Below are 19,828 nucleotides of genomic sequence, written 5' to 3'. Positions count from 1 at the left end.
ATCGGTATTCAATTATTATTTTGCACTAAATCGTAATTTCTGTTCTAAGACTTTAGGTAGTTTAGGTAACTTTGCGCGAGGTATTAAATAAGTTGTAATTCGTGTAAAATCGCCAAATATATGGTGTTTTTCCATTGCTCCCTTCAAATAGTTGGCTCCTGTAGATCCACCCGTTCCTACTCGCATCCCAATCATTCGACGAACCATGCTCATATGTCTATACCTCCAATTTGCCATCAACTCATCAATTTCTAACCACTTGCTTAAAAATTGATAAGGCATTTGCATAAGAGGATAGTCTCTGTACAATGTAATGAACAAGGCAGCTTGTAGAGATCTTGGACTTAATCTAGTTGTTTGTTCCCCTTTTCCGAAGAATAGACTATCAAAATCGTTCATGTTGATAGCTGCTAATTCTTCACTCACCAACCCTGATTCATAAGTATGGCGGTACGTTGCCCAAAATGGATGAATGTCTTTTGGTGCTCCTTCTGGTAACTCAAAATTATCCCAGTATTCTAATGACCAAATAGGTATTCGCTCCAACCATTGCTCTAATAATTCTAAGAAGCTTTCTTTGTGTTCTAAGGCTTTGATTTGTTCAACATGAACAGGACATAACTGATGCTCATAATAACGCTTCTCGTGACGATTTTCCATCTTAAGACCTAACTTCGTTTCTAATTCTCGAAACTGAACACTTTGAAAACCAGAAGCAGGTGTTAATAGATCTCTAAAATCTAAGAAATCCATAGGAGTCATTGTCTCCAAAACATCTACCTGAGAAACTAATAATTTCCAGATTTCTACAATCCTATTGGTTCGATGAACCGCAATTTGCAAAGAAGGTGCATTATCATTAATACTAGTCGCTTGAAAGATATCAAGAATAGAGTTCAGTTCATGCATAATTTGCTTAAACCACAATTCATAGGTTTGATGAATAATAATAAACAACATCTCATCATGTGCATCAATCCCTCTAGCTTCACTTTCTGGAAGTTGTGCGCTTAATATTTTATCTAATCCCAAATACTCCCCATAATATTGTTCTTTTTGGGTATAACTATTTTTCATGATAGTATCCTTTTTTTGTAGATTTTTTGAATGCCTAAAATTACATCAAAAATATAAAGCCTCCTTATTATTCTTCTGAATAGTTCATTTTTTTTCTGAATAAAGAAATCTCTTAAAAACAGAAAGACAAAACAATACTGAAAATCAATGCATTAAATATATTGATAACTTTTTTTTAAAAAATCATTAACTATTAATGCTCTAACATTTGTTTATATTGACATATTTTCATAAGTTTGAGTATCGTAATACTTATAAACAGTACAAATTATGTCTACTATCAACAAAATAACATTTACTTATGATGGTCGTAACATCTAAGTATTAAGATACATTTTTTAGGGATTCTTACATCGGTCCTTTCTACTGTGGGGGTAGAAAGGGCCATTTTTTTTCTTTTCTTTTGTGCTTTTTGTGATAATTAAACCTTTCCTTTTGTTCTTCCAACTATCACAAAAAGCGGACGGGAGTGTTATTTGTTTTGAATTTTTTTTAGAAAAAAACAAAGGGACAACTTCCTTTTTAGTTGTTTTCTTTATTTTAATTTGTTTTAAATGTTTTCGGAGCTTGTAATTAATTGGTAATTAGCTCATTATAGAGATTAATATCACAAAAAGCGGATTAACTATCACAAAAAACGGGTTAACTATCACGAAAAACGGAAACTAATATCACAAAAAGCGGATTAACTATCACAAAAAACGGGTGACTATCACAAAAAGCGGATAATTCCTTTTAGAGACCCCAAAAAACATTTTTATCGTAACATATACAGAATTTAGAGGCAATGTTTTTCTTTTGTAAACTTAAAGTTAATAAAAGTATCTGTAATCCTTATATATAGGAGTATACAGCTATTAGACAAGTCTTCGAAGTATTTTAACTATCACAAAAAGCGGGTTAACTATCACGAAAAACGGAAGTTCTATCAGAGGAAAAAATTCCTGTACTCTATCCAATAAGCTCAATAAAAATAAACATAAAAAAAAACAAGATATAAAAAGCTGAAGAGCTTTTTAATATCACAAAAAGCGGAAATAAGAAGATTAACTATCACAAAAAGCGGAAACTATCACAAAAAAAAACACTTGTGATAGTTAAAAAAAAGTATTATGTTTGTATTTCGCAACAAGCACTAAATTTTGTAGTAAGTCTATAAAAGTATGAAGAATAATCCCGCTAAAGCTTTGGTAACCAAGTCAAATGACCTCGTTGAGGCTCGATATCATTTTTCGATATGGGAGACTCGAGTGTTTACCAAATTGGTGAGTTTAATACAACCAGGAGATGAAGATTTTAAAAAATACAAACTTCAGATTCGAGATTTAGTGAGCTTTTTTGGTGTGAATGATAACGATGCTTATGTAAAAATAAAAGCAGTGCCAGATAATCTACTCAAAAAAGTAGTAACGATTCCATATACTGAAAATGGTGAAGAGCGCTTTTTGAAAACAGGACTAATCGCACAAGCATCGATCCCAAAGAAAAAAGAAGGGTATATTGAACTGTCTTTTCATCCTGATTTGAAGCCTTATTTGTTGCAATTAAAGCGAACATTCTTGTCTTATGACATTCGGAATGTACTGAAAATTTCAAGTGTATACTCTATTCGAATTTATGAATTGCTCAAGCAGTATGAAAAAATTGGCTATCGAGAATTTGACATTGATACCTTAAAAGTAATACTTGGTGTTAGCGACAAATATAAATTGTATGGACACTTCAAAAGTAGGATTATCCTTAAAGCACAAGAAGATTTAAAACTACACACAGATATTTGCTTTAGTTTTACAGAAATCAAGTCTGGGCGTAAAGTTATTGCCATCTTGTTTGAAATTAGTTCTAATCCAAATATTCAAATCACAGAGACAGCAACAGAGACCGAAGCAGACAATTTACTTAAATCAGAAATTGAAGAAATTTTATTAGCTTGGAATGTTACTAAAACTAGTGTGAAAAAATACTTAGAAAGCTACAGTTTGGTTTATTTGCAGGAACGGGTGCAATATGTTATTAATCAACAAGAACTAAAAGCGAAGAAAAAAGAGAAAATTGAGAATTTAGCGGCTTATTTTAACTTTGTTGTACACAAACAAGATTTGGTAGATTATGTAGAGGAAGAAAAGAAAATGCAGCAAGAACGTTCTAAAAACGCTAAAGAGTTGGCTGCTCAAAAAAAGGAATTAAAAGCAGAAATCGTACAACTAAAGCGAGCTTTAGAAAAAGAAGAACAACTATATATCAAAACACTGTTTGAGGAAAACCCTAACTTAAAAGTAGATGCTTTGCAACAAGCAAGAACAAATTCTCCTTTATTTTATGCCGACAACTCTAAGTCTAATGAGGATTATTTTGACAAAAATCCATTATTTAGAGCAGCTGTGTTTGCCATTATCAAAAAACAATACAAAAAAGAGTTTACAAAAATTAGAAAAGACTTCCTATCCCAAATAAAACTACTGGAACAACAGTTGAGACTATTGTAGGATTACCAATTAACTATATGTTTTTTGAACGATTCTTAATAATTAGGATATTTCTTCTAATATAACAGCTGCTTTTTCTTGGTAAATGCCAGTTCCTTGGTTTTTTAGTTTTGTAAAAATAGACGTCGCTTGATCTATCTGTTCAGTTTTTAAGTAAGCAAGAGCCAAATACCATTCTACTAGTTCTGTATCAAGCGTCTCTTTATTCGTCAAATTTTGAAGTATCTTAATGGCTTCGTTATTTTTATTGGAAGCAATATAACTAAGACCAAGGTAGAATTCAATTTGAGGTTGATAAGTGCTAGTTGGATATTCTTGTAAGAAACTTTGAAGCAAGACAATGGTTTGTTGATAATTTTGATGATCATAATTTTGCATAGCAACTAGAATTTCTTGCAATGCCTTTTCATCAGGGTTCCCTCCAAAACCTTGTTCAGACAACTCCATTTGAACAGATTTTGAGAGTGTATTTTGATAAGGATGGAAAGCATTGGCGTAAATTTGTTGATAATTGATCGTTGTAGAAGCCATATAATACCAAGCCAAACTAAGGATAAACAACAAACTAGCTGCCGCAGTGAATAAACGAATGAATTGGATAGATTTGTTTGTAGGGGAAGTAGCAAAGAATCCTTCCTGTTCTAGATTTCTATCCACCATTTTAATAGTATTTAAGAGGTCTTTTTCTCCTTCTATTTTTAGCCCTTCTATCAACTCTTTGTCAATACCTTTATCAAAGAAACCTTCTTGTTCTAAAGCTTCATCTACTTGTTGAATTTTCGCTCTTAATGCAGCGGTTTCTTGTTCTTGTTGTGCTTTTTGAATTAAACCGTTGACCATACGAGTATGCAAATCTAGCTCTTGTTGAAAATCAGGATTTTCCGCCAACATATTTTTTATCCACTGTTCTTCTTCAGAAGAAAGCTGGTTAAAAGCATATTTATCAAGTATATCTTCTTTCATGTAGTATTAAAATTAGTTTGGTTAATGTTTGGTTGCATAAGCCTCCAAGACCCTTTTTTTCAAGCTATCCATACAACGTTTTTTCTTGACTTTGACAAATCCATCTGAATAGTCCATAATTTGAGCGATCTCTTTTAAAGGCATTTTCTTGAAATAAAAAGAGAGTAGTAGTTGTTTACAATCTCCTTTTAGTTGTTGTAAGATTTCGCTGATTAGTTCATGTTTTTCCTCCACAATTTTTTTCTCCTCAATCTCATCAACATCAATCAATGGAATTAAATTATTAGGATCATCAATTTGGATGGTGCCTTTTTTCTTTTTGCGTTTTTCAAGTTGTTTTAACCATAAATTTCTACAGACGGCATACAGGTATGTTTTTGGTTGGGCTGTAAGCTTAAAATCAGGCGACTGTAGTTTTTTTATAAAAATTAATAGTGCTTCTTGAAATATGTCTCTTGCATCTTCTTCTGATCCGTTGTTGGTCATAATCATATTGGCACAGCTTCCATAAGCAATGGTATATAATTTTTTTATTGCCTGACTTTCACCAGCCTTAATTTGTTTTAAAAAAATAGGATCTACATTCGCCATTGTTATTCTTTTTTGTTCGTTCCAAAACATTTGTTTTGGCATACTATTCCCTACTAATTTAGGAATAACAAAGCTAATCTCTGATTTTCAGTCCAATTTTTATTACCTTATACAGAATAAGGTTATCAGTTTGAATGTGAAAAATAGTGTGGAACTAATAGAAATCAAGCCAATAGGTTTTTAGGTTTTTCTAAAAAAATAATAGCAACTTATGAGCTATAAAATGAATTAGATATGTTTTGAGATAGGATATGGTGATTACATAGTATACTCAATCAGAATTAATTTGTACGGGTTACTTTTGTATCAGTTTATCGTATGTAATTTTAGAAAAAAAATAGGCTTTAAAATGAAATATATAGTGCTATTATTTAGTGTGTTTGGAATGTCTACAATGTATGGACAAGGAGAAGTTTTACCACTACAGCATGTTGCTTATAAGCATTGTAATAAAATTTATGAAACCTTAAAATTGGCCATAGGAGATCGACGAACAAGCCTACCTAAATTGTTGATCTTAGAGAGAGAAAAACGAGTAGCGGCTTATCGAGAAATGGATAATAGCATTATTATAGAAAAAAAAGCTTATGATATTTGTCAACAAATGGGAGCGCAGTCAGAGAGCGCCTTGGCTTTTTTGATTGGTCATGAATTGACACATTTTTATCAACAAAATGATTGGAAACGAAATTCAGGAGTGACGCACTTTTTATTGAAGCATGAGCAGCAAAAAAAATACGCATTAGAAGATGAAGAAGCAGATTCTTATAGTGCATTCATAGCTTATTTGGCAAACTATGAAACTCTAGAGATTATTCCTGAGTTATTGGAGCAAATATATAAAGGTTATGGTTTGAGTGATCATTTGGACGGCTATCCAAGCCTAGAGGAGAGAAAGAAAGTAGTCAGCATTATCCAACGAAAAGTACGCAAATTCATTCAATTATATGAAACCGCTAACTACTATATTGCAATCGGTTGGAATTTACAGGCTTATAATTGTTATACTTATTTGCTTAAATATATTCGAACAAAGGAGATTTATCACAATATAGGGGTCGTTTCTTTAGCCGCAGCAATAGAGCAACCAGAGCAAGAAGAATATGCTTTTTTGTATCCTATTGATGTGGATTTAACCAACGTTTTTCAACGACCTTTTTCTGTACAAGGTAGCCGAAACAAACTATTGAGAGATGCTGCTGTCCATCTTAAAAAAGCTTTAAAACTAGACAAAGAGTATTGTTCTGCTTATTTAAACCTTGCCTGTGTCTATGATTTACAGGGAGATGCAACAAATGCATTAACTACTCTAAACACAGCATCCAATTTATCTCCAACAAGTCTTCAACGGGCGAAAATTTCTATTGTGAAAGGAATTGTATACGCTCATAGAAATCAAATAAAAACAGCAAGTCAATATTTTGATGATGCCAACAAGCATTACCAAAATCTACCAGTTTGGTATATTTCGAATACCAACAAACGCATCTTGTCTAGTGAAAAAAGATCTCGTGAAAAGTATGACATTGTAATTGAAGATCGAATGGATGAAATTAATTTTAGAAAAGAACGCCAGAGGACAGCTAGTGCCATACAGCTAACTAAAAGTGGTTTCTTGACTTTAGAAGTAGATTTTTTTACCAAAAGACGTTCTTATTTGTCTAAGTTTTTTCTTAGAAATGAAACGACTTCAAGCGATTCTTATTTCTTTTTGCAACGAACACGAAATAGAAGTGTCGAAACGAGTAAGGGCATAAAAGTAGGAGCTGCATTGACGTTTGTCCAAAAAGCATACGAAGGCATTTATTTTCAAGTTGTTCATCATCACAAAGGCTTCTTTTTGGTTTATCCAAGCAAAGGTCTAATCTTTCAAATCGATACCAATAATAGAGTTAGAGAGTGGGCTGTTTTTGCAGAATATTAAAAGCTTATTTTAAGGATTCTTTTACATTAGGGTAAACCCGATCAATATGCCCCATAAACTTCTGAGAAAGGGGAATAATATTAGTATCAGAAGGCGTTTGTTTGGCCAATTGCTCTATTTTTAGCGCCAATTCTTTTAATTCAAACAAGCCTAATGTTTGCAAAGTGGACTTGGTTTTATGTGCCATTCTCCCGATCATGACAATATCTTTATCCATTATTGCCTGATTCATTTGCGCCATATCCTTGGGCATTTCATCCAGAAAAGTATGGAGTACGTCATTGATGAAATCTTGATCGCCATCACTAATCTCCTTAAGAAAGGTCAAGTCTAATGTCAAGTTCATAAGTATTGTTTTTGTATTATGTTTCTTTTTGAGGATATTCTTCGTCCTCTTTTAACATTCTATAAATAGTTGTTTTTCCAATTCCTAAAATTTTTGCAACAATAGGAATATGATTATCATGCTTTTCGAGATAATGTCGCACAATCTTTATATTGTATTCTCTTAATGTCATTTCTTCTAAGAAGAAATTGGTAGCTTTTTTGGGGCTGTTAAACTGCAAGTCTTCTCGTTGTATGGTTTTGCCTGCACACATAATTGCTCCCAGTTCTATAATTGCTTTTAATTCTCGAATGTTACCTGGAAAATTATAAGATAGTAATTTATCTTTGGCCGTTTGCCCCAACTTCATAGGACCAAGCTTATTTTCTTTGGCGGTCATATTTAAAAAATGCTTTGCTAAGATCAAAACATCATTGCCTCGTTGTCGCAGAGGTGGCAAGTGAATCGGTAGCCCTAAAAGACGATAATACAAGTCTTCTCTAAAAGCACCTTTGCTAACCAACTCAGAAAGGTTTCTATGTGTCGCAACAATAATTCTAGCATCAAATTTGACCGTTTCGTTGCCTCCAATTCTTGTGATTTCTCGTTCTTGTAATGCTCGTAATAATTTAGCTTGTAGATGCAATTCCATCTCCCCTATTTCGTCCAAAAATAAGGTTCCATGATTGGCCAATTCAAATTTTCCTTGCTTACGAGTTGCTGCTCCTGTAAACGCACCTTTCTCATGCCCAAATAACTCACTTTCTAACAAATCTTTTGGAATGGCACTTACATTAATAGCGACAAAATTTCCTTTTTTTCTAGATGAGTTGTAATGAATACTTTTGGCAACCAACTCCTTTCCTGTGCCTGTTTCTCCTGTTACAGAAACAGTAATATTACTTTTTGCTGCTTTCTCTAAGAGTTTGAATACCTTTTGCATGGCAGGGCTATTGCCTTTCATACTTTCGCTAAACTGGTATTTTTCGGTCAATTCTTCTTTTAAAGTTTCTACCTCTTTTTGAAGAAAAATACTTTTCTTTAGTTTTTCAACAATATTAAAAAGTCGTTCTTTATTAGCTTCATCTTTGGTTAGATAATCATCTGCTCCTTTTTGCAACAACTCTACTGCTGTAGCGACATCTTGTTGTCCTGACAAGATAATGACACCAATATCAGGATTATGTGCTTTGATTCGTTTTAAGACTTCGTCTCCAGTCATGTCTGGTAAGCTATAATCTAGAGAAACGATATGGGGGTTGAGGTGCAAATTACTTAAACATTCCTTACCCGTTTTGAATACACGAACCTCGTGATCTGGATTAAGTGTTAGTATGTATCGAATAGTTTTCGCAAACAATAAATCGTCTTCAACAATAAAGATGCGAATACCATCAGTCGGTAATTTCATTTGGCGAGTGGTTAAGATTCTTAGACTTTAATGGATATTAAAATGGTTTTTAATATTGCTTTTTCTTTCATTTTTAGGGACTGCTTAAAAATAAAAGAACTTACGGGGGTTATAATTATACGATTTTTATTTGAATAATATATACAACTTCAGCATCAATCATCTAAGAGTTATTTTTTGAATAAAAGAATTTGATTCCTGTTTTTTGTTGAATGTACTGCTTTATTCAAGCGAAATAATCTTAAAAGATGTAAAGTTACGGAATGAATTTGGGAGATTTATTAGCAAATAAAGGCATGTTTCATGTTGCACGCTACACGTGCAACGTTTCACATGAAACATGACAATTAATATTGAGTCGAATAAAAGTGACGATGTATTGCTGGCAAATTGTGGTGTGCAAAAAAGACTTATTTTATACTCGTTTCTAAATCAATGGTTGTTGAAATCAATAGTAGCGCAGTTAACTACTACTAATAATGAGTATAAAATAAGCCTAATAGAAGGATGAGTTAAAAACTTGGTTTAAATGTCCATCTCATATACTTTATATTCTTTATAAACTTCAGCACTTACAGCACGCATACCTCGATTCATCATCTCATTTTCTTTAAGAATATAGCTACCTTCACAATATTTGAATCCATGTGATAGACCTGCATCAATCAAGTGTTTGTAAACAACAGCATCAATTCCCTTTCCTTGAAATTCAGGGAAAAGTCCCAACAAAATAACACGCATCCATTTCACTTTGTTTTTATCTGTAAAAATGCGATACCCATTGGGAAATAATCGTCCTTTTAGATCTTTTAGGATAAAGTTAAAATCTAAAACAGCAACAGCCATACCTGCTAATTTGCCATCGACATAAATAAATGGGATCAATTCAGGAATTGCAATCATTTTAAATTTTTCAGCATAGGCGTCAATTTCAGCATCTGTTAGAGGAACAATTCCCCAAAGCGGTTCCCATGCTCTGTTGTAAACCTCTTTAATTTTTTTTACCTCATTATTGAGGTCATTCATATCAATTGGACGAATCTCTACGTTGTATCGTTTTTTGACAAGCGCAGCTCCACGCTTTAATTTTTCATTGCTATAAATTGTTTCAGCATCCATTTTATAAGCCAATAATTCTTGACGACAAGGCAAGCCATAGTTGGTAAATAAATGCTGATAGTATTCATGTTGATAAGGCATATCAACACGAGGGTAGTCATCAAAACCATTTGTCAAAAGACCAAAGTCATAGCTAGAAGAAGGACTAGCAGGACCTTGCATCTTTGTTAAGTTATGCTTTTTTAACCAAGCTTTTGCCTTGTCAAACAACGCATTGGCTACTTCTTGGTCATTGATACACTCAAAAAAACCAAAAAATCCTACTCCTCCTTCATTGGGGTGAAACTCGTTATATCGTTCATTATTAATGGCAGCAATACGCCCCACAGCTTTTCCATTTTTATAAGCAATGTACAGCTGCATTTGACCGTATTCATAAAAAGGATGCTGCCCTTTTGCTCCTAATAAGCCATCTACAAAGCCATTTAATCCAAACATATGGCGCATATCCATTAATAGAGGAGATACCCAATATGGATTATTTTTATAAATCTCAAAAGGAAGCATCATGAATGCTTTTTTTTCTGCTTTACTTTCTGCTGTAACAATTGTTAGTTTAGCCATAATAGTAATATTGAGTTATTTTGAAGAGTATATAATTGATAAATAAACAAATTCTTTTTAGTGTAAAGTGTTGTTAATTAAAAAAATAGAATTTGTTGGGGGTGTTGTAACAATTTACTCTCTGTTGTCAAAGTGAATGATACATATAAAATAAGGGTAAACTTACAAAAATACTTGTAAAGCTTACCCTTATACGTTTTGTTTTTGTTGATCCAGCAACTTTAGAATTGTTATCTATACAGCCTTTGACGTAAACATATCAAATTGATAATATATTTATACGATAAGTTTTAGCTGGACCAAGTATTTTAGTATTATCCTAAATGATGCCTAATTTCTTACCAATTTTAGTATAACATTCTACTACTTTTTCCAAATGCTCAGGCTCATGCGTTGCCATGAAGCTATTCCGCATCATAGATTTGTTTGGTGGCGTTGCTGGTGGAATAAATACATTGACAAAGATGCCTTCATCAAACAATCCCTTCCACAAACCAAAAGCTTTTTTATTGTCACCAATCAAAACAGGAACAATAGCTGTACGCCCATCTATAACTTGGAAACCAGCATCTTTCAAACCATTACGAACAAACTCGGCATTATCAACCAAACGCTGAACACGCTCTGGCTCTGCAACAACAATATCCAAAGCAGCGATTGCAGCAGCAACAGAAGAAGGAGTTGGAGAAGCACTAAAGATAAGCGCTGGAGAATGATGTTTCAAATAATTGATAACACGCTCGTCTCCTGCAACAAAGCCTCCCAAAGAAGCTAAGGTTTTGCTAAAGGTACACATGATCAAATCTGTATCATCTTCTACCCCAAATTCACTGGCAGTTCCACGACCTCCTTTGCCAATTACGCCAAATGCATGGGCATCATCCACCAAAGTTTTAGCATTGTATTTTTTTGCCAATTTAGTGATTCCTTCCAGTTCAGCAATATTTCCAAATGTACTAAATACACCATCTGTAACGATAAATTTACCAGCTTCTAAAGGTAAACTGGCTAACTTGCGCTCCAAGTCTTCCAAGCTACAATGTTTGTAACGAATAACATTAGTACCTGTAGAACCTTTTGCAATAAAGTTGCCTGCTTGAATACTAGCATGGTTGTCTTTGTCTGAAAAAATTGTATCACTTCTTTTTACCAGAGGTTGAATAACTCCTTGGCTGGTTTGGTAACCAGTACTAAACAATAATGCATTGTCTTTTCCAACAAATGCAGCCAATTTGCGTTCTAATTCTTCGTGTAAAGGAATAGTACCTGTTAAGTAACGAGAACCAGAGCAAGAAGTTCCATATGTTTTTAGGGCATTGACTGTTGCCTCTTTTACTTTTGGGTGTGCTGTTAATCCTAAATAATTATTAGAACCAGCCATGATGACGGGCTTTCCCTCCATTTTCACAACAGGGCCTTCACTTTCCTCAATAGGACGGAAATAAGGATAAATTCCAGCAGCTTTTACATCATCAGCATAAGTATAATCATAGCACTTATCAAATAATGAAGGTAATTTATTGTCAGTTTCATGTGAACTCATAAAATGATTATTTTTGGTCTCTAAAACTAAGAAAAATACTTTTCTTATCTTTAAAAATTAATCGAATGTTCAAGTAATAAGGATTACTTATTTTCATATGTGTTCGCAAAAGTAGTACTATTTATTGCAAAAAGCATACATTCGTAACAAAAATTACTCCATCAAGCCTCTTTATAAAGGCATTTTTATATAAGACATTTTTTTATAATTATCTGAAAATAAGCATAAAATGGAAAAGAAGATTGTTTCATTTGTAACAGGAGCCAATGGCTTTGTTGGTAGTCACTTGGTCGACTATTTATTGGAACAAGGACATGAAGTTCATGCCATTGTGCGTCCCTCTAGTAACTTGAAATGGTTAGAAGGAAAAGAGGTAACATTGCATACTTGTGGATTAAATAGTGCCGAGGATCTAAAACTTGCTTTTCAAGGGGCAAATTATATTTATCACATTGCAGGGGTTGTAAAAGCTTTGACCAAAGAAGGCTTTATGAAGGGAAATGTGGAAATGACACGTAATGTGATGGAGGCTGCGGCACATACTCCAACTATCAAGCGTGTTTTAGTGACAAGTAGTATGGCTGCTACTGGATATGCAGAAATGGGAAGCGAAGTAGATGAAAGCTCGCCCTTAAAGCCAATAGAGCCTTATGGTGATAGTAAAGTTGCACAAGAAGAAGTGACTAAAGAATATGCAGATCGAGTACCTTTTACAATTGTGCGCCCTCCTGGCGTCTATGGTCCACGAGACACAGAGATTTTTGCTTTTTTCAAAGCTATTAATAATGGAGTTAGTGCCATGATGGGATTTACTCCTAAGGAAATGAGTTTGATTCATGTTCGAGATTTGGTGCAAGGTATGTATCAAGCAGCAACGCACCCTAATTCGGTTGGAGAGGTTTACTTTTTAGGATCTTTGGAGTGTTATAATTGGAAACAATTGGGCGATATTGCTTCTAAAGCAATGAATAAAAAAACGTGGACGATTAAAATTCCTCATTTTGTAATCTTTATATTGGGGTTCTTTGGGCAAATCTTAGAATCTTGGTTTGGGATGGATGTTGCTTTGAACAAAGATAGGGCTTATCGAATTACTAGACCTTCTTGGTATTGTAGTTCTAATAAAGCAGTCAAAGAATTAGGGTTTCAACAAACGGTATCTATTGAAGAAGGATTTAAGTCAACGATAGATTGGTATAAAGAGAAGGGGTGGTTGTAAAACTGCTTGAGAGAAATTAAAAACATGAAGAAAATAATAATCCAAGATAAAGAAATTGGACTAATTTCTAATTCAGCAGGTGATTTTATCTGCTTAACGGATATGGTTCGTGGATTAGAGGGAGACCCAAGAGATTATATAAGAAACTGGTTGAGAACAGGTTCTACATTAGAATTCTTAGGGGTATGGGAAAAAGTACACAACCCTAGTTTTAATGTGGTGGAATTCCACCACATTAAAACGGAGTTCATCAAGAATACCTTTTTGATGTCTACCAAAAAATGGATTGCTCGAACCAATGCTACTGGTTTACAAGCAAAAGCGGGACGTTACGGAGGAACTTATGCACATAGTGATATTGCCATTCAGTTTGCAACATGGTTGAGTCCTGAGTTTTATGTGTACATGATCAAAGAGTTTCAACGACTCAAAGCACAAGAAGCAGAGGAAGCTAAAGAAACATTGGAATGGAATGTTAAACGTATTCTGAGTAAAGTGAATTATGAAATATTAACAGACTCTATTCGAGAAAATTTAATTCCTTTCAAGCTAGAGGGAACCGAGCAAGGGGGGATTGTGTATGCAAGTGAAGCAGATTTAATAAATGTTGCATTGTTTGGTATTACTGCTAAACAATGGCGTGTGGCAAACCCTAATAAAAAGGGAAATATGCGAGATTTTGCAACCGCAGAACAACTATTGGTATTGGCCAATTTAGAAAATATTAATGCAGAATATATTAAGGATGGTCTGGCGCAAGATGAACGATTAATTCGACTCAACGATGCTGCCATTCATCAAATGAAAGTCTTGTCTCAATCTTCGGCAATTACCAAGTTGCTAAAATAAATTTAAAAAATAGCGTTGGTAAAAATCAACATTGGAGAAGAAACAAAATTGCTCATTAGTGGTATCGTTTAATTGATTAAATCTTTGTCCCTAAATTCTACCAGCGATTTTGCAATGTCAAGATTATGAATCTTGCTGTGTAACCATACACGAATGTCAAAAAACATTAATGTTCCGTTGTAATAAGAGTTGTGATGTAAAGTCAGCTCTTTTTTTAAGGCTGAAAAAATTTGAACTTTCTTTGCTTCATCAATTGTTTTGGACGCTTTGTTTAAGGCTTGAGTGATGGTATAACCAAAACTTTTTCGAGGACCATCTTTTTTAAAAAAACGATAATTAGAACGAATGATAGAAGGCAAGAGCAGGTATTCTTTTTTTTCGTAATAGGCCAACATTAGCATAATTTTAATGGTGTTTTGCATATTGATATCTTCGTATTTTAAAGCTTCTAAAGCTGTTAGATAGTCAATACATTCGTCATAATCTTGATGGTAAAAAGCATTGACAGCAATGGCAATACTTTGATCTCGTTGTACGGTGAAATTGAGTTGAGGTTTGTTTTCAGCTAATAGTTTTTTAGATAATTTGCTCGTTGCTTGAGTTCTATTGAGGTCGCCAGACCTAAAGCCATAATGAAATAATAATTCGTAATAAATAGCATAGGTAGCAATCGTCCAAAAATCACTAGGCAATGTCTCTAGTTTCTTTAAATATTGTTGGCTCATCTCCCAGTTTTTTCGAGCTATGGAATTACCGATAATTCGATACAAACAACTAAGGTATTCCGCAAAATACTCTTTGATTACTCTGGATGACTCTTCTAAAGCTTGTAATGACTTGATTGTAAAAGTGACGCTGGTGTCATAATCGTTGCTAATATACGCTTGAAGAGATTTTGTTTTATTATCCAATAAGAGCGCATGTAAGTTATTGGGAGGTGGAAGGTGTTGGATGAAATCGGGGTTAGTGCTTGAGTGTTTGGTTGTGTTATTACCAAAGTAGTGCCGAACATAAATATAGAACTTTGTCCAACTTTTGGTATATGTATAAAAATTTTGAATTTGCTCTAAAATCAGTTCAAATTCTTCGAACTTGTCCTCTAACTGTTCTTTAGAGGTATTGTTAAAAGAAAATGCCTGCCCCCGTACTTTGAAATCCCAAAATAATATTTGAGGTAATAAGGTAATGCATTTGTGCTCTAAAGCTAATTTTTTAGCTTTTTCTATTTCTGGTAAAACAAGCGTGAACAAATTTTTGGTATATAATAGCTTTATTGTTTTGAGCAACTCTAGGACTTTGGTCTCGGCATATGTATTGGTGTAAAATAAATTGAGACATCTAAGAATATTTTGATAGGTATTGATTTGAAGTGCACTTTTGTTTTGGCTGGGGAAGGTAGTTTGGAGTTTTTTCTTGATGGCAGTTTCCTCAAATTCTTCTTGCTTACTTATTAAGTCAAATAATTTACTTTGATGTCCTTCTTTCTTTCCTAATCCCTTTAAATAAAGTTTAAAATAACGCTTCTCTTCTCGCGTCATGGATTGTATAATTAAGAATAAATTATGTAATGTATTCTTCTTTTGCATGAATAGGGGAATGCTTAATTTACAAATGAATCAATCAACTCTAAGATAAAGACTTTTTGTAGTTGTATGTTATGTTAGGGGCGATATTAGGTATTATTATTAAAATAATTTGAGGTAAATTATATGTATTTGGTAGGAGTTATTTTAAAGTGGTTTCCTTAATTTGCAAACTTAAAAAGTCTACTTTGGAGACACTGATTTATGACAAAACGCAACAGATTTGAATGCTTGTAACAGAATGTTCTTATTAACAACAACAAAACAATGCAAAGAATTACAGTATTTAAGTTACATGAACTAATCAAAAGTTTAAAAAAAGGGGAAAAAAGATCGTTTAAATTATTTACCAAAAAATATAGCAAAAATAAGGAGGCATTTTATATTCAAGTGTTTGATTACCTAGATAAAGTAGAGCTTGTTGATAGAGAAAAGTTTAAAAAGAAGTTTCAAGCTGTAAAAGGATTGAGTGGTATTCAGCAGCACTTGTACAATCAAATTTTGAAAAGTTTAAAACTACAGAAAACGCAGAACAATATTGATTCAATCTTGATAGAAGGACTAGGGGATATTGGAGTATTAAGAGAAAAAGGATTGATTCATGCCGCCAAAGAAAAATTGGAAGACTTATTGAATTTGGCTCAACTACACGACCAAATCTTTTATGTTCCTATATTGTATCACTGGTGGTTTAGTTTAGAAACGTCTAAATTTCACTATCGAGATGTTGAATTATCGACTTTAGACGAAAATATCAAAAAATTTAGAGCGTCTGTAGCTATCTTGGACAAATATCAGATGTATCAAACGAATACTGGTCGTATGATGTTTTACCTTATGGAGCAGAATTCTAGACAAGTTTGGGACATTGCTGTGGATATGGATAAAACGCTACCTGCCTATGCCATGACTGCAGAAGCAACAAGCCTTTCGGTTATTGTGGTAGAGTTGCAATTGAGAAGATTATTGATGGCTGTGCTTCGCCAACCTCAAAGAATTTATCAATATGCAAGACAACTTACTTCCGTCTTAAAACAGTATCCTGAAGCAGTTTTAGAAACATACCAACCTTATTACCATGCTGCTCTGATGAGCCAAATGACTTATGCTCCAACAGTAGAAGCTGTTATTCCAATACTAGAAGAAATGAAAAATAGCTCTATGTGTGTGACAAACAACCTTAGCTTGGTGATTATTTTAACTGAAATGGATGTCTATCTTACTACAGGTCAATTAGAGGCGAGTTATCAGTATATGGTCGAACAAACTCCTGTTATCGAATCACTAAAAAAGACAATCCCTCCATCAAATTTTGGTATTTGGTATTACAAAATAGCCATTTATTATTATGCGACTCAAAATTATGCTGTGGCATTAAAAACTATAGACGAATATCTAGACAATAAGAATATTGATCAGATTATCAAGTATTTTGCTTTGTTACTCAAAATAATCATTTATTATGAAGAAGAGGAATATATCTTACTAGCTTCTTTCTTAAATAATTTTAGACGACATCTTAGAAAAAATGAGAATTTGCTTTTTTTTGAAAAAACACTCATTTCGCTCATGGTAAAATTGATAAAAACTCCCAAAATAGAGCACAAGCCATTGCTTATTAATTTTAAAAAAGAATTGATTGAATATTTAAAAAAAGCAGCCAACCATGAAAAGGAAATGTTAACCTATTTTAATTACATAGAGTGGTTAGATAATCAAATCAGCCAAACCCCTTTCCGACAACTTTATTTTCGACATGTAGGAAATATATCCTTTTAGTTAAACTTTTTTTTTTAAAAGAAAAGTAGATAGAAAATTATAATGAACTTTGTTTAAGTTGTTGATTATTAGTTGGTTTTTGGCTTTTATTAAAGCTTGGGAATTTATTTTTAGGTTCAAAAAGGTTTTTCGTAGGAGTAAAAATCGCCTATGTTTGTAAGGAGGTGATTAAATATAATCTCAAACGATTACAGTTTTTATCATTGGGGGATGATAAAGATATAGAGGCTGTTTTCTTCTAATGAGAACAGCCTTTTTTTGAGCTTAATTATCTCAAATAAATGATCAAAATTTTAGTGGTTACTTTTCGTCAAAAAAATTAAAAAATTATGTTGAGTGTAATGGTATCATTAACCTATGATGGTAGAAATATCAAATTTTAGAAACGTTGAAGTGATAAAAGAAATAAGATTATGTAAGCTTTCCCCACAAAGTGTATATTATGAACATAAATGCTAAGTTTCTTATATCAAACCCTAAAACATAGCACTTAGTTTGTCCGCATAATTTTATCCCTATTGTGCGGATTTTTTTATTGATTAATCGCTGTAATCATTCCTTTAAAAATATAACCATGAAAAGGATAAACAGCATACCAATACAATCTTCCTAATAGACCTCTAGGTCTAAAAGTAGCAGTTTGGATTAATTGATTATCCTTGATCCTAAATTCCAACCAAGCCTCACCTGGCAGTTTCATTTCTGCAAATAACAGTAGCCTACCCTCTTCCCGATTGGCATATAGAACTCGCCAAAAGTCTAACGCATCTCCCGCAGTCAAAGACGTTTTATTGGTTCTCCCTCTTCTTAACCCTACCCCACCAAAAAGTTTATCTATATACCCCCTAAGTTGCCATAAAAAATCCCCTTTATACCAACCGTTTTCTCCTCCAATTTTCCATATATTTTCCTTTGCTCGTTCTTTGGATTTGACCAAGCGTGTTCTAACATCTTTAAAGCAGCCATAAGAAGGTACGTCAATAAAATCAGAGATATTAAAATGGAGCCGACCACTTACTTGTGAATCTTTCCAACTAGATACGATTTGATTACTGTCTATTTTGGCAAAAGCTTTTGATAAGGCTTCTTGATAACCAATAGGACGAATATTTAGGATGCTGTTAATTTCAGAATTTTTGCAAATAACTTCAACCTTCATACTATCGACTAAAGCTACAGCTAACTTGTAAGAAGTAGAAGTCACAAAAAAGAGCCAATAAGAGGATAATCTAGGCGTCATAATCGGAAGGGTATAAATCCAACGTTTTAAATTTCTAGATTTGGCAAAACCTAATAACATTTCTTTATAAGATAGAATATCTGCTCCTCCTATATCAAAACTTTTATCATAAACTGCTTTACAAAAAAGTGCTTTTGATAAAAAACTTAGAACATCAGTTACACCAATAGGTTGGCATTTTGTATTTAGCCATTTAGGAGCAATCATGATGGGAAGTTTTTCGACCAAGTCTCTAATAATTTCAAAAGAAGCACTACCAGAGCCAATGATAATTCCTGCTCTCAATGTCGTCAAGTGATAATTGCCTTTTTTTAATTCATTTTCTACATTTTTTCTTGAATTCAAATGTTTGGAAAGTACGTCTTCATTGGTGATGCCACTTAAATATAGTACTTGTGTTACGCGTGTTTTATTCAAGGCAAGTCTAAAATTTAGAGCAGATTGTTTTTCAAGAGCAAGGTAATCTTTAGAAGCAGACATAGAGTGTACCAAATAGTAAGCTGCATCTATATCAGTAGGGATTTGCTCTAGACTGATAGCATCTAATAAATCTACCTTTAAAACCTCAATGTTGGGCAGCAATGACTTAGGAGGATTAAAGCGCTTAGGGTCTCTAACACAACAAATAACACGATGACCTTGGGCAACCAATATTGGTAAGAGGCGTTTCCCTATATACCCCGTAGCTCCAGTTAGTAGTATGTTCATAAATAGATTTCTTTTTTAGTTTGTTTGATTCTATCAAGTCAAGTATACAAGATTGGGTTACTGTTACAAGAAAAACCTAACCATATCATCATAAAATAATGGATCGTTTTTAATATTAAATACTAAGTCTGTAGTACTAGACCTTTCTTAATAACAGAAGAAAGATAACTTCTGTTTAAATAAGAAAGCCTCCTCTAGCTATGCTAGAAGAGGCAAGGAACACCACACTCCATTATCTTTATATATAGCGCCCTATTAAGCGCATTAAAATCGAAAAAAAAGGGCTTCGTTGACCTTTTGTGCTAGAAGCCCGAGGAACACCACACTCCATTATCTTTATATATAGCGCCTTATTAAGCGCATCAAAATCGAAAAAAAGGGCTTCATTGACCTTTTGTGCTAGAAGCCCGAGGAACACCACACTCCATTATTTTTATATATAGCGCC

Annotated in this window: 14 protein-coding genes; 5 read left to right on the top strand and 9 right to left on the bottom strand. The window is 33.4% G+C overall.

Translation table 11 applies throughout. The annotated features are described in order from the left end of the window. Window positions 1-15: 15 nt before the first annotated feature. On the bottom strand, window positions 16-1,077 hold the full coding sequence (locus CG11_RS26625) for a tryptophan 2,3-dioxygenase (RefSeq protein ID WP_052599950.1): 1,062 nt from the start codon (window positions 1,075-1,077) through the stop codon (window positions 16-18). A 1,163-nt stretch (window positions 1,078-2,240) separates the two neighbouring features. Here CG11_RS26625 and CG11_RS26620 point away from each other — a divergent pair. Continuing rightward, window positions 2,241-3,563 carry a replication initiation protein gene (locus CG11_RS26620; protein ID WP_052599949.1) on the top strand — a complete coding sequence of 441 codons (1,323 nt, stop codon included), beginning with the start codon at window positions 2,241-2,243 and terminating at the stop codon, window positions 3,561-3,563. Window positions 3,564-3,605: 42 nt separating this feature from the next. Here CG11_RS26620 and CG11_RS26615 read toward each other — a convergent pair whose 3' ends face one another. After that, a complete protein-coding gene (locus tag CG11_RS26615; protein ID WP_052599948.1) occupies window positions 3,606-4,526 on the bottom strand; it encodes a tetratricopeptide repeat protein in 921 nt (306 codons plus the stop codon). 21 nt (window positions 4,527-4,547) lie between these two features. Continuing rightward, a complete protein-coding gene (locus CG11_RS26610; protein WP_052599947.1) occupies window positions 4,548-5,159 on the bottom strand; it encodes an RNA polymerase sigma factor in 612 nt (203 codons plus the stop codon). 307 nt (window positions 5,160-5,466) lie between these two features. On the opposite strand from CG11_RS26610, the gene CG11_RS26605 reads away from it, so the two are divergent. Next, window positions 5,467-7,041, top strand: a complete 1,575-nt coding sequence (locus CG11_RS26605) for a hypothetical protein (protein WP_052599946.1) — start codon at window positions 5,467-5,469, stop codon at window positions 7,039-7,041. 4 nt (window positions 7,042-7,045) lie between these two features. On the opposite strand, the gene CG11_RS26600 is transcribed toward CG11_RS26605, so the two are convergent. From CG11_RS26600 to CG11_RS26585, 4 genes are all read right to left on the bottom strand, one after another. After that, complete coding sequence (locus CG11_RS26600) at window positions 7,046-7,387, bottom strand: Hpt domain-containing protein (protein ID WP_052599945.1); 342 nt, start codon at window positions 7,385-7,387, stop codon at window positions 7,046-7,048. A 16-nt stretch (window positions 7,388-7,403) separates the two neighbouring features. Further along, window positions 7,404-8,777 carry a sigma-54 dependent transcriptional regulator gene (locus CG11_RS26595; RefSeq protein WP_052599944.1) on the bottom strand — a complete coding sequence of 458 codons (1,374 nt, stop codon included), beginning with the start codon at window positions 8,775-8,777 and terminating at the stop codon, window positions 7,404-7,406. A 525-nt stretch (window positions 8,778-9,302) separates the two neighbouring features. Then, window positions 9,303-10,460 (bottom strand): hypothetical protein, encoded by a 1,158-nt coding sequence (locus tag CG11_RS26590; protein WP_052599943.1) that lies wholly within the window; start codon window positions 10,458-10,460, stop codon window positions 9,303-9,305. Window positions 10,461-10,779: 319 nt separating this feature from the next. Next, a complete protein-coding gene (locus tag CG11_RS26585; RefSeq protein ID WP_052599942.1) occupies window positions 10,780-12,003 on the bottom strand; it encodes a pyridoxal phosphate-dependent aminotransferase family protein in 1,224 nt (407 codons plus the stop codon). 229 nt (window positions 12,004-12,232) lie between these two features. Here CG11_RS26585 and CG11_RS26580 point away from each other — a divergent pair, with 229 nt between their 5' ends. Next, window positions 12,233-13,222, top strand: a complete 990-nt coding sequence (locus tag CG11_RS26580) for an NAD(P)-dependent oxidoreductase (protein ID WP_052599941.1) — start codon at window positions 12,233-12,235, stop codon at window positions 13,220-13,222. A gap of 24 nt (window positions 13,223-13,246) precedes the next feature. Next, window positions 13,247-14,071 (top strand): KilA-N domain-containing protein, encoded by an 825-nt coding sequence (locus CG11_RS26575; RefSeq protein ID WP_052599940.1) that lies wholly within the window; start codon window positions 13,247-13,249, stop codon window positions 14,069-14,071. A 68-nt stretch (window positions 14,072-14,139) separates the two neighbouring features. On the opposite strand, the gene CG11_RS26570 is transcribed toward CG11_RS26575, so the two are convergent. Continuing rightward, a complete protein-coding gene (locus CG11_RS26570; RefSeq protein WP_052599939.1) occupies window positions 14,140-15,609 on the bottom strand; it encodes a hypothetical protein in 1,470 nt (489 codons plus the stop codon). Window positions 15,610-15,921: 312 nt separating this feature from the next. Between CG11_RS26570 and CG11_RS26565 the strand changes: the two genes are divergently transcribed. Then, on the top strand, window positions 15,922-17,433 hold the full coding sequence (locus CG11_RS26565) for a hypothetical protein (RefSeq protein WP_052599938.1): 1,512 nt from the start codon (window positions 15,922-15,924) through the stop codon (window positions 17,431-17,433). 532 nt (window positions 17,434-17,965) lie between these two features. Here the strand turns inward: CG11_RS26565 and CG11_RS26560 are convergent. After that, window positions 17,966-19,381, bottom strand: coding sequence for an SDR family oxidoreductase (locus tag CG11_RS26560; RefSeq protein WP_052599937.1), 1,416 nt, complete (start codon window positions 19,379-19,381; stop codon window positions 17,966-17,968). Window positions 19,382-19,828 lie beyond the last annotated feature (447 nt).

The sequence above is a fragment of the Aureispira sp. CCB-QB1 genome (assembly GCF_000724545.1).
Lineage (GTDB): Bacteria > Bacteroidota > Bacteroidia > Chitinophagales > Saprospiraceae > Aureispira.
Note: the sequence above shows the minus strand (reverse complement) of the source record. Positions and strands in the feature narration are given on the sequence as shown.

Bases quoted from the DNA above. Each gene is read 5' to 3' on its own strand.
- CG11_RS26625 (WP_052599950.1), bottom strand. From the start codon at position 1,077: ATGAAAAATAGTTATACCCAAAAAGAACAATATTATGGGGAGTATTTG.
- CG11_RS26620 (WP_052599949.1), top strand. From the start codon at position 2,241: ATGAAGAATAATCCCGCTAAAGCTTTGGTAACCAAGTCAAATGACCTC.
- CG11_RS26615 (WP_052599948.1), bottom strand. From the start codon at position 4,526: ATGAAAGAAGATATACTTGATAAATATGCTTTTAACCAGCTTTCTTCT.
- CG11_RS26610 (WP_052599947.1), bottom strand. From the start codon at position 5,159: ATGCCAAAACAAATGTTTTGGAACGAACAAAAAAGAATAACAATGGCG.
- CG11_RS26605 (WP_052599946.1), top strand. From the start codon at position 5,467: ATGAAATATATAGTGCTATTATTTAGTGTGTTTGGAATGTCTACAATG.
- CG11_RS26600 (WP_052599945.1), bottom strand. From the start codon at position 7,387: ATGAACTTGACATTAGACTTGACCTTTCTTAAGGAGATTAGTGATGGC.
- CG11_RS26595 (WP_052599944.1), bottom strand. From the start codon at position 8,777: ATGAAATTACCGACTGATGGTATTCGCATCTTTATTGTTGAAGACGAT.
- CG11_RS26590 (WP_052599943.1), bottom strand. From the start codon at position 10,460: ATGGCTAAACTAACAATTGTTACAGCAGAAAGTAAAGCAGAAAAAAAA.
- CG11_RS26585 (WP_052599942.1), bottom strand. From the start codon at position 12,003: ATGAGTTCACATGAAACTGACAATAAATTACCTTCATTATTTGATAAG.
- CG11_RS26580 (WP_052599941.1), top strand. From the start codon at position 12,233: ATGGAAAAGAAGATTGTTTCATTTGTAACAGGAGCCAATGGCTTTGTT.
- CG11_RS26575 (WP_052599940.1), top strand. From the start codon at position 13,247: ATGAAGAAAATAATAATCCAAGATAAAGAAATTGGACTAATTTCTAAT.
- CG11_RS26570 (WP_052599939.1), bottom strand. From the start codon at position 15,609: ATGACGCGAGAAGAGAAGCGTTATTTTAAACTTTATTTAAAGGGATTA.
- CG11_RS26565 (WP_052599938.1), top strand. From the start codon at position 15,922: ATGCAAAGAATTACAGTATTTAAGTTACATGAACTAATCAAAAGTTTA.
- CG11_RS26560 (WP_052599937.1), bottom strand. From the start codon at position 19,381: ATGAACATACTACTAACTGGAGCTACGGGGTATATAGGGAAACGCCTC.